This window comes from Achromobacter kerstersii (assembly GCF_902859595.1).
GTDB lineage: Bacteria > Pseudomonadota > Gammaproteobacteria > Burkholderiales > Burkholderiaceae_B > Achromobacter > Achromobacter kerstersii.
Genome location: NZ_CADIJQ010000001.1, coordinates 351,427 through 360,669 on the forward strand (window position 1 = coordinate 351,427; position 9,243 = coordinate 360,669).

The window sequence follows — 9,243 nt, forward strand, 5'->3', positions numbered from 1 at the left end:
TTTTTCTTCAGGCATTGTCCTTTTTCCGATCTCGTCCGACTTAGCAGGGAATACGTCGGATTTGATTCACGGAAAACCTGAGCACTTATGCCTTTCACCCCACACTCCCATTGCCCTCCGGGCGCGTTGGCGCCGATTGCGCGCGCCGTGTTCGTTGCGCTGATGGCGCTGTCCGCCGCGCCGCAGGCGCTTGCGCAACCCGCGCAACCCGCGCAACCCGCGCCCGCGGCAGACGCCGCGCGTCGCTTTGAAGTGCCGGCCGGCCCGCTGGGCCTGGCGCTTAGCCGCTTTGCGGCGCAGGCCGGCGTGGTGCTGTCGTTTGACGCGCAACTCACGCAGGGCAAGCAAAGCCCCGGCCTGCAAGGTGATTACGGCGTGGCCTCGGGTCTGGCGGCGATGCTGTCTGGCACGGGCCTGGAAGCCGTCAGCCAGGGCGGCAACAACTACGGCTTGCGCGTTGCGGGCGCGCAGACGCTGGCGCCGGTTGAAGTGCTGGGCTCGCGCGAACCCGGCCCCAGCGAAGGCACGGACTCGTATACGGTGGGCTTGTCGACCACGGCCACCAAGCTGCCGATGACGCTGCGCGAGACGCCGCAATCGGTATCGGTGATGACGCGACAGCGCATTACGGACCAAGGGCTGAATACGCTGGAAGACGTTATCGCCAACACGCCTGGTCTGACGTTCAAGAAGAAAGGCTCGGCCGACGACAACGAAAAGGGCTTGTACGCGCGCGGCATGGAAGTCACCAACATGCAGGTGGACGGCGTGCCTACCCATAAGGACTTCAATGCTCTGGGCCTGGACACCGCGCTGTATGACCGCATTGAAGTCGTGCGCGGCTCGACCGGCCTGCTAAGCGGCGCGGGCAATCCGGCGGCGTCGATCAACCTGGTGCGCAAGCGGCCCACGCGAGAATTCGAGGCCGGTGTGGGCGTTGCCGTGGGCTCTTGGGACTACAAACGCACCGAGTTCGATCTGGGCAGCCCGCTGGACGAGTCGGGCAAGTTGCGCGGCCGGCTGGTCGGCGCGTGGCAGGAAGGCGGTTCGTTCATCGACCGCGTGAAGCAAGACTCGCAAATGCTGTACGGGGTGGTCGAAGCGGATCTGGCCGAACGCACCATGCTGACACTGGGCGCGGAATACCAGCGCAAGAAGTGCACGGCGTGCTCGTACTTCGGCTTTCCCAGCGTCTACGCCGATGGCACCGAAACCGATTTCCCGCAGCGCTTCAATTCGGCCACCAACTGGAGCCGCCAGGAACGCACGCGCTACAACGTGTTCGCCACGCTGGACCATGAATTTGCGCCGCTGTGGAAGGGCTCGCTGACCGTGTCGCGCACCAGCGACGACAACGACCGCACTTACGGCTGGTTCAGCAGCAACGGCTGGGCCAACCCGGAAACAGGGCAGGGCGCATCCGTGTGGGTGGCCAAGTGGCCCATCCCCAAAACCCAGAACGCCGTGGACGCGAGTTTGACGGGCGCATTCGACGCCTTTGGCCGTCAGCACGATCTGGTGGTGGGCGTGAACGCGTCGCGCACCCGGGGCGACTACGACATGTACCCCTTGTGGACGGCGCCGGGCTACAACCCGGCCATTCCCGATATCCGCCAGTGGAACGGCGACATGCCCGAACCCGATTGGCAAACTACCGGCAAGCGCTACTACACCGAGAAGCAGTCGTCGATTTACGGCGCGCTGCGCCTGCGCCCGACGGATGCCTTGTCGCTGGTGCTGGGCTCGCGCGTCACCTGGTGGGACCAGCAAGCGTCCTACGCCTATAACGACGGCTCGTCTTACCCGGACGACATGCGCGAACAAGGCGTCTATACGCCGTACGCCGGCGTGGTCTATGACCTGAGCCGCGACGTGTCCGTCTACGCCAGCTACACCAGCATCTTCCAGCCGCAACAGGCGCAGACCGTGTCAGGCAGCGTGCTGGCGCCCATCAAGGGCAACACGGTGGAAGTCGGGGTGAAGTCGGCCTTCATGGATGGCCGCTTGAATGGCTCGCTGGCCTTGTTCCGCACGCGTCAAGACAACTACGCCATGCTGGACGGCGACATGCTGGCGCCCAATGGCGACAACGCCTACGTGGCGGCGGACGGCGCCGAGATGCGCGGCGTGGAAGCCGAGCTCAGCGGCGAGCTGACGCCGGGCTGGCAAATGCAGCTGTCCTACGCGTATGTGGACCGCCGCCTGCCCCAAGGCTTCATCACGCAAGTGGGTTTGCCGCGCCATGGCGTGAAGCTCTACACCACGTACCGGCTGCCGGGCGACCTGAGCGCGCTGACCGTGGGCGGCGGCGTGCGCTGGGAAAGCGGCAGCAGCTATGCCGCGCGCGGGCCGGGCCGGGTGATGTATGAATCGTCGCAAAGCAGCTATGCGCTGGTGGACCTGATGGCGCGCTACCAGTTCAACCGCCAATGGTCGGCCACGCTGAACCTGAACAACGTGCTGGACAAGAAGTACTACGCCAGCACGAACGTCTACAGCAATTACTACGGCGCGCCGTTCTCCGCCATGCTGGGCGTGAGCTACAAGTATTGATCGGCAAAACGCCGGGGCGGACGCCGCCCCGGCGGTTGAATCGAACTTAGCTTCAATCCAGCTTGATGTCGGCCCGCTTGGCCACGTCGCCGAAGGTGCGCAGTTCTTTTGCGATCTGCGCCTGGAACGCCTGGCCCGGCAGGAACACGGGCTCCAGCGCCAGGTCGGTGACCGCCTTGCGCACTTGCGGGTCTTGCATGATTTTTTCGACCGCGCGGTTCAGCGTGTCAACGACCGGCGCGGGCGTGCGGGCAGGTGCCGCCAGCGCGTACCAGCCCACGAAAGACACTTCGGGAATGCCGGCTTCGGCAAAGGTCGGCACGTCGGGCAGTTGCGGCACGCGATGCTCGCCCGTAACGGCCAGCGCGCGCACCTTGCCGGCGCGCACTTGCGGCGCGGCGGACGATACGGTGTCGACGCCCAGCGCCACCTCGCCGCCGATCATCGCGGTGATGAGCTGCGCGCTGCCCTTGTAAGGCACCGGCATCATCTTCGCGCCCACGGCTTCGGCAAACATTTCACCCGCCAGGTGCGGCGCGGAGCCCGGGCCAAACGTGCCGTACATCAGCCCGCCCTTGTCGCTTTGCTGTTTGGCCAGCGTGGCGGCTTGCTGCACGGTGGTGGCCGCCAGGCCGTTCTGCGCCAGCAGCACCACGGGCGCCATGGCGACGATGGCGATGTGTTCGTAGCTGTGCATCGGGTCGTAGGGCAGGGACGCCTTCAGCGCTGGCAGCACGGTGTACGTGGTGCTGCCCGACAGCAGCAGCGTGTAGCCATCAGGCTGGGCGCGCGCGACGGCATCCGCGCCGATCACGGTAGACGCTCCCGGGCGGTTCTCGACGATGACCGATTGCCCCAGGCTGCCCGACAGCTTGTTGGCCAGCAAGCGGGCCACGGCGTCGGTCGCGCCGCCCGGGGTGAACGGCACAACGATCTTGATCGGCTGTTCAGGGTAGGCGGCGTGCGCATCGCCCGCATACGCGGCAACGGCAAGGTTGAACGCCATCACGGCGGCACAAAATCTAGCGGTCATTGCAACGCTCTCGGTCAGTCAGGGGAAATCGGATCAAGCAATTCAGGCGGCAGCGCGGGCAGGCTGGGCGGATGCGCACAGGGTGGAGCCCTGCTCGCCCAAGTCCCAGAACAAGCCGGCCATGATGGCCAGCCCTTCACGCGCCACGCTGCCCAGCAAATGTTCGTTGGGCGCATGCTGTGCGCAGGCCGGGTACGAATGCGGCACCCACAAGGTGGGCAAGCCCAGCTGGTCGGCAAAAATATCGTTGGGCAGCGAGCCGCCCAAGTTCGGCAGCAGCGCGGGCCGTTTGCCGGTTGTGCGTTCCAGCGACGTTGCCGCCCAGCGCACCCAGGCGTTGTCGGGCGACAGGCGGGTCGCGCCCGCCTGCATGCCGATGCGCACTTGCACGTCTTCAAAGCCGCCTTGGCGCAGGTGTTCGCGCACATGGGTTTCCAGCGCGCGCCAGTCGGTGCCGACCACAAAGCGCAGTTGGCACCAGGCCACGGCTTCGGGCGGAATGGCGTTGACGGGTTTGGCGGGGTCGCCCGCGCCGAAAGTCAGCACGTCCAGGCTGTTCCAGCCGAAAACTTTTTCGGGTGCGGACAGGCCCGGCTCGCCCCACCACGCATTGATCTCGGGGTCGTCCGCGCCGCCGCCCACTTCCAGGTCGGCCAGCGCGCCGGCAACGGCGCCGGGAATGGGGGGCGGGCGCAAGCCGGGAACGGTGATCCGGCCATTCGCGTCCACCAAGGTGCCGATGGCGTGCATCAGGATGATGGCCGGGTTGGCCAGCAGGCCGCCCCAGTTGCCGGAGTGATAGCCGCGTTCTCGCGCACGCAGCTTCAATTCAAAATTCACCGCACCGCGTGACCCCATGAACAGGGTGGGGCGTTCGGCGTTCAGGCGCGGGCCGTCGCTGGCAATGAACACATCGGCGGCCAGGGCGTCGCGCTGCGCCTCGCAAAAGGCGGCAAGGCCCGGCGAGCCGGCTTCTTCTCCGGTTTCAATCAGCCACGTGGTGTTAAAGCCCAGCTTGCCGTCGCGCGCCGCAATCACTTGGCGCATGGCTTCCAGGTTGATCGTGTGCTGGCCCTTGTTGTCGGCCGTACCGCGGCCGTACCAGCGGTCGCCTTCGACTTGCAAGCGCCACGGGTCGCGCCCCGCTTCCCATTTGGCGGCGTTGCCGCGCACGACGTCGCCGTGGCCGTACATCAGCATGGTCGGCAGGCCGGCGGCCTCAACGCGGCGCGCCACCAGGATGGGCAAGTCAACGCCCGCAGGGTTGGCATGCACCTCACAGGAAAAGCCCAGTTCGGTCAGAAGCGGGATCAGGTCTTCATTCAGATAGGCATGCTGCGCCGGGGCCTGTTCGGGCACTTCGCTTTCCGTGGCGTAAGCCACCCGTCGCGTCAGCGCGGCGAGCAACGCGCCGTTGTCATAGGCTTGTACGGCTTGAAGGACGGCTTGTTCGCGATTCACTGCGGCTCTCTGGATAACAAAAGATGCACAAAGTTATTACGCTTCACGACATGCCACAATTAGATAATTAGCATCTTTGCATTGCCTTTTAGGCATGTCTTTAGGAGGCGTGATGATTTCTTTGGCCTTGAGGTACTTCCTGGAGGTAGCGCGCAGCGGCTCCATCGCGGGCGCGGCCAGCGCGCAGCACGTGGCGGCGTCCGCCGTCAGCCGGCAGATCGCCAAGCTGGAAGACAGCCTGGGCATCGTGCTGTTTGAACGCCAGGCGCGCGGCATGGAACTCAGCGAAGCCGGCAGGCAATTGGCTGCCTACGCGAACGCGGCGGCGCTGGAGGCCGACCGCGTCACCACGCAGATCCGGCAGCGCGGACATCTGGGCGACGTCACCATCCGGCTGGCCTGCACGGAAGGGTTCGCCCACCGCTTTCTGCCGCTGAGCATGGCGGAATTCAAGCGCGTGCGGCCCGAGGCGCGCTTTCATTTACATGTGGACCGCCCGGAAGAGGTGACGCGGCACATCCTGGAAGGCCTGTCGCAGATCGCGTTGCGCTACACCACGGCGCAAGACGACCGCCTGAAAACCGAGCTGCTGACGCGCGCACCCGTCTACGCGGTCATGTGCCGCAACCATCCCTTGGCGGGCCGGCGCAGCATCAACATGCGCGAGCTGTCGGAATACCCTTTGTCGGTGGGCGACCACGGCACGACGGTGCGCCAGCTTTTCGATTCGGCCTGTGCGAACGCGGGCCTGCATATCGAACCCGCGTATGTGTCGAACCATTCGGCCGCGTTTCTGCCGATGCTGCCGGGCAGCCGGATCGTGGCGCTATCGGGCTACCTGACGCTGCTGGGTCACGGCGGCGGAGAAAAGCTCGCAGGCGTGCCGTTCACAAACCCAGAGATGCGGCAGCGTAGCATTCAGATGCTGACCTTGCAGGGCAGAACATTGCCCACGCTGGCGCGGGAGTTCATGGCCTTCATGGCGGAGCGCCTGACGGCGGCGCCCCGCTCGCCCGAGGTGGCCGACGCTCAGGGCTGGGCGTGATCAGCGGCATCATCACAGGCTTCCAGCGGCATGTCGATCTGGCAAGTGATGCCATCCTGCCGGAATTCCATTGAGGTTTTGGCGCGCAGCGTAAACGCCAGTGCCTGTTCGATGAGCTCGCGGCCATATCCGCGGCGGGTGGCGTCGGGGGGCTCGGGCAAACCGGATTCCGTCCACACAAGAATCAGGTGATCTTTATCCTTGTCGCCGTGCTCGGTGCGCCATTTGACGTCCAGCTTGCCCGACTCATAGCGCAGCGCGCCGTATTTGATGGCGTTGGTGGCCAGCTCGTGCACGGCCAGCGCCAGGGTCTGGATACGTTCAGGGCTGATATGCACCGCGGGCCCGCTCGTCGTGATCTGACGTTCGTTGCCCAGCGCATCAAGTTCGCGGCGCAACACACCGCCGAACTCGATCTTTTCGCCATTGGATTCGCTGAGCAGGCCCTGCACGCGGCCAAGCGCCGCCAGCCGGGTGTCGAATCGCTGGAAGGGTTCGCCTTCGCCCAGCGTGCGCCGCGCCACGCTTTGCACCAGCGCCAGCAGATTGCGCGTGCGGTGTTGAAGTTCCGAGATCAGTACGCGGTGGCGTCGTTCGGCCCGGGTGATGAGGGTGATGTCGATAAAGGTCACGACCACGCCGTCGACCTGGCTGTCGCTGCTGCGGTACGGCACCAGGCGCAGCAGATAGTGTTTGCCGTCCAGGGTGCCGGCGATGCGGCGTTCGATGGGCTTGTAGTGGGTGTAAACCTGGGCGATATCGTTGGCGAACGAAGGCAGGTCAAAGCGGCTGGCCAGGTCGGTGATCGGGCGGCCGCAGTCGGTGGGCAGGATGTTGAAGACATCGCCCATGGCCGGCGTGAAACTACGGATGATCAGGTCGCGGTCCAGGAACAGGGTGGCGATGGCGGTGCTTTCAAACAGGTTGTGCAGGTCGCTGTTGCTGCGGTCCAGTTCGTCGACCTTGCCGTGCAGCTCGGCGTTGACCGTGTGCAACTCTTCATTGAGCGATACCAGTTCTTCCTTGGAGGCTTCCAGTTCTTCATTGGTGGACTGGAATTCCTCGTTCACGGACACCAGCTCTTCGTTGGACGACTTCAATTCCTCAAGCGCGGTTTCGTACTCTTCGATCATGGACTGCAACCGTTCGCGGGTGTCGCGCAGTTCCAGCTCAATCTGCTTGGCCGCGCCTTCCTGCGTGAATTGGGTCTGCGCAGCGGCGGCGTCGGGGGGCAGCGACGGCCCCTGATCGGTAAACAGAATCAGGAAGAGCGATTCGCCTTCCTTGTGGTCGGCCAGCGGCTCCACGGTCAACGTCACCTGCTGGACGCGGCCGTCTTCGCCCTCGACGGAAACGTTTTCACGAATCGCCGTCAAGCCGGAGTCGGCGGCTTCAGTCAATAGTGTGCGCAGGTCCAGACGCAGCCCCTTGCGCGCCAAAGTCAGCACCTGGCGCGTGGGCACGCCGGCCGCCGCCTCAAGGTATTTGCCGGTGCGCCCTGAGTAATAAACGATGTCACCGCTGCTATCCACCAGAACATGCGGCGGGGCATGCCGCGCCAGCACCTGGCTGTCCACCGAGTGGCGCAACGCGGATGCTGCCGTCGACGTGCGGCGGTGGCCAGCTGGAGGCGGGTCCGATTTATGCATGGAGGGCAGCGCCATAAAAGGTCGGGGCGGAGCGCCGATATCGGGTCGGCGCTGAAAAATCCGGTGCTTCTTGTCTGCGGGTGAGAACAGGTCGCTGAATTGCGTGACATTTTCCGACATGCCCAGGAATAAATAACCGCCCGGACGCAGGGAATAATGGAATGTCGGAATGACCTGCTTTTGAATGCCCGCGCCGAAATAGATCAGCAGGTTGCGGCACGACACCAGGTCGATGCGGGAAAAGGGCGGATCGCGCAGCACGTTATGCGGCGAAAAAATGCAGAGATCGCGTATTTGCTTGCTGACGACGAATGAGTCGCCGTCGGCGATGAAAAAGCGGCGGCGCCGTTCAGGCGATACGTCTTCAAGCAGCGCCCCGGGGTAGCGCGCGGCGCGGGCAACGGCCAGCGCCCGGTCGTCAATATCCGTGGCAAAGAGCTGCACGCGCGGCACGACGGCCAGGGTGTCCATGTGCTCGCGCAACAAGATGGCCAGGGAATAGACCTCTTCGCCCGTCGCGCAACCCGGCACCCAGACGCGCACCGTTTCCGTAGCGCCCCGGCCCTCTAGCAACTGAGGAATGACCAGATTCTGCAACGCATTGAAGGCGTCGGCATCGCGAAAGAAGTTGGTCACGCTGATCAGCAAGTCGCGAAACAGGGCGCCCGATTCTTGCGGTTCTTGCTTCAGGAAATCGATATACGCGCTGATCGTCGGCACCTGATTGACGTTCATGCGTCGTTGCACCCGGCGCATGAACGTCTTGCTCTTGTAGCCGCTGAAATCGTGGCCGATGCGCGTGCGCAACAAGCCATAGATTTCGTTCTTGGCGGCTTCGAGCTGCACGCGCTCCTGGCCTTGGGCGTCATCGCCGTTCAGGTCGTCCAGATGACTCAAGCCTGCCGCGAAGGTGATCAGCTTGGCGCCCATTTGATCGGCGGGAACGATGAAGTCCACCATGCCCGATGCAATGGCGCTGCCAGGCATTTCCGGGCTGCTGGGGCCGAAGCCGTCGGGCGCTTGCGCGAGCGTCAGGCCGCCGTGTTCCTTGATCGTCTTGATGCCAAGGGTGCCGTCCGAATCGCCGCCCGAGAGGACGACGCCTGCGGCGAAGTCGCCGATGTCCAGCGCCAGCGATGAAAAAAACAGGTCGATCGGGCGGGGGCCACGTTGCTCGGGCATGCGTTTGCGCAGCCGCAGGCGGCCTTCATGAATCGACATGACGGCATCGGCGGGCAGCACGTACACGTTATTGACCATCACCGGCATGTCTTGCTCGGCGGTTTGCACGGTCATTGCCGTGTATCGCTGAATGACTTCCGGCAGATGGCTTTCGCGCGTGGGACTCAGGTGGGTCAGCACCACAAAAGCCAGCCCGGGCTCGGGAGGCACGCCGCGGAAGAACCCTTCAAGCGCTTCGATACCGCCGGCGGATGCGCCAATACCCACAATGGGAAATTCCGTCTGGAGAATCATGGTCTCTTTGGCCTTGTGGACCAGGC

5 protein-coding genes are annotated in these 9,243 nt (G+C 64.4%); 2 read left to right on the forward strand and 3 right to left on the reverse strand.

Features of this window, described 5'->3' with window-relative positions; translation table 11 throughout:
• Positions 1–87 precede the first annotated feature (87 nt).
• The gene (locus tag HV765_RS01640) at positions 88–2,553 is read left to right on the forward strand and encodes a TonB-dependent siderophore receptor (RefSeq protein WP_054427976.1); all 2,466 of its coding nucleotides are present in this window, start codon (positions 88–90) and stop codon (positions 2,551–2,553) included.
• Between the two features lie 52 nt (positions 2,554–2,605).
• Here HV765_RS01640 and HV765_RS01645 read toward each other — a convergent pair whose 3' ends face one another.
• Positions 2,606–3,586: a Bug family tripartite tricarboxylate transporter substrate binding protein gene (locus tag HV765_RS01645; RefSeq protein WP_175168548.1), complete on the reverse strand. Its 981-nt coding sequence runs from the start codon at positions 3,584–3,586 to the stop codon at positions 2,606–2,608.
• A gap of 42 nt (positions 3,587–3,628) precedes the next feature.
• Positions 3,629–5,047, reverse strand: coding sequence for a M20 family metallopeptidase (locus tag HV765_RS01650; protein ID WP_175168549.1), 1,419 nt, complete (start codon positions 5,045–5,047; stop codon positions 3,629–3,631).
• Between the two features lie 112 nt (positions 5,048–5,159).
• On the opposite strand from HV765_RS01650, the gene HV765_RS01655 reads away from it, so the two are divergent.
• Positions 5,160–6,092: a LysR family transcriptional regulator gene (locus HV765_RS01655; protein WP_175168550.1), complete on the forward strand. Its 933-nt coding sequence runs from the start codon at positions 5,160–5,162 to the stop codon at positions 6,090–6,092.
• Here HV765_RS01655 and HV765_RS01660 read toward each other — a convergent pair.
• The gene (locus tag HV765_RS01660) at positions 6,077–9,217 is read right to left on the reverse strand and encodes a CheR family methyltransferase (RefSeq protein ID WP_175168551.1); all 3,141 of its coding nucleotides are present in this window, start codon (positions 9,215–9,217) and stop codon (positions 6,077–6,079) included. The genes HV765_RS01655 and HV765_RS01660 overlap by 16 nt on opposite strands.
• Between the last annotated feature and the right edge of the window lie 26 nt (positions 9,218–9,243).

Excerpts from the sequence above, each read along its gene's own strand:
- HV765_RS01655 (WP_175168550.1), top strand. The coding sequence starts at position 5,160 with ATGATTTCTTTGGCCTTGAGGTACTTCCTGGAGGTAGCGCGCAGCGGC.
- HV765_RS01660 (WP_175168551.1), bottom strand. The coding sequence starts at position 9,217 with ATGATTCTCCAGACGGAATTTCCCATTGTGGGTATTGGCGCATCCGCC.
- HV765_RS01645 (WP_175168548.1), bottom strand. The coding sequence starts at position 3,586 with ATGACCGCTAGATTTTGTGCCGCCGTGATGGCGTTCAACCTTGCCGTT.
- HV765_RS01640 (WP_054427976.1), top strand. The coding sequence starts at position 88 with ATGCCTTTCACCCCACACTCCCATTGCCCTCCGGGCGCGTTGGCGCCG.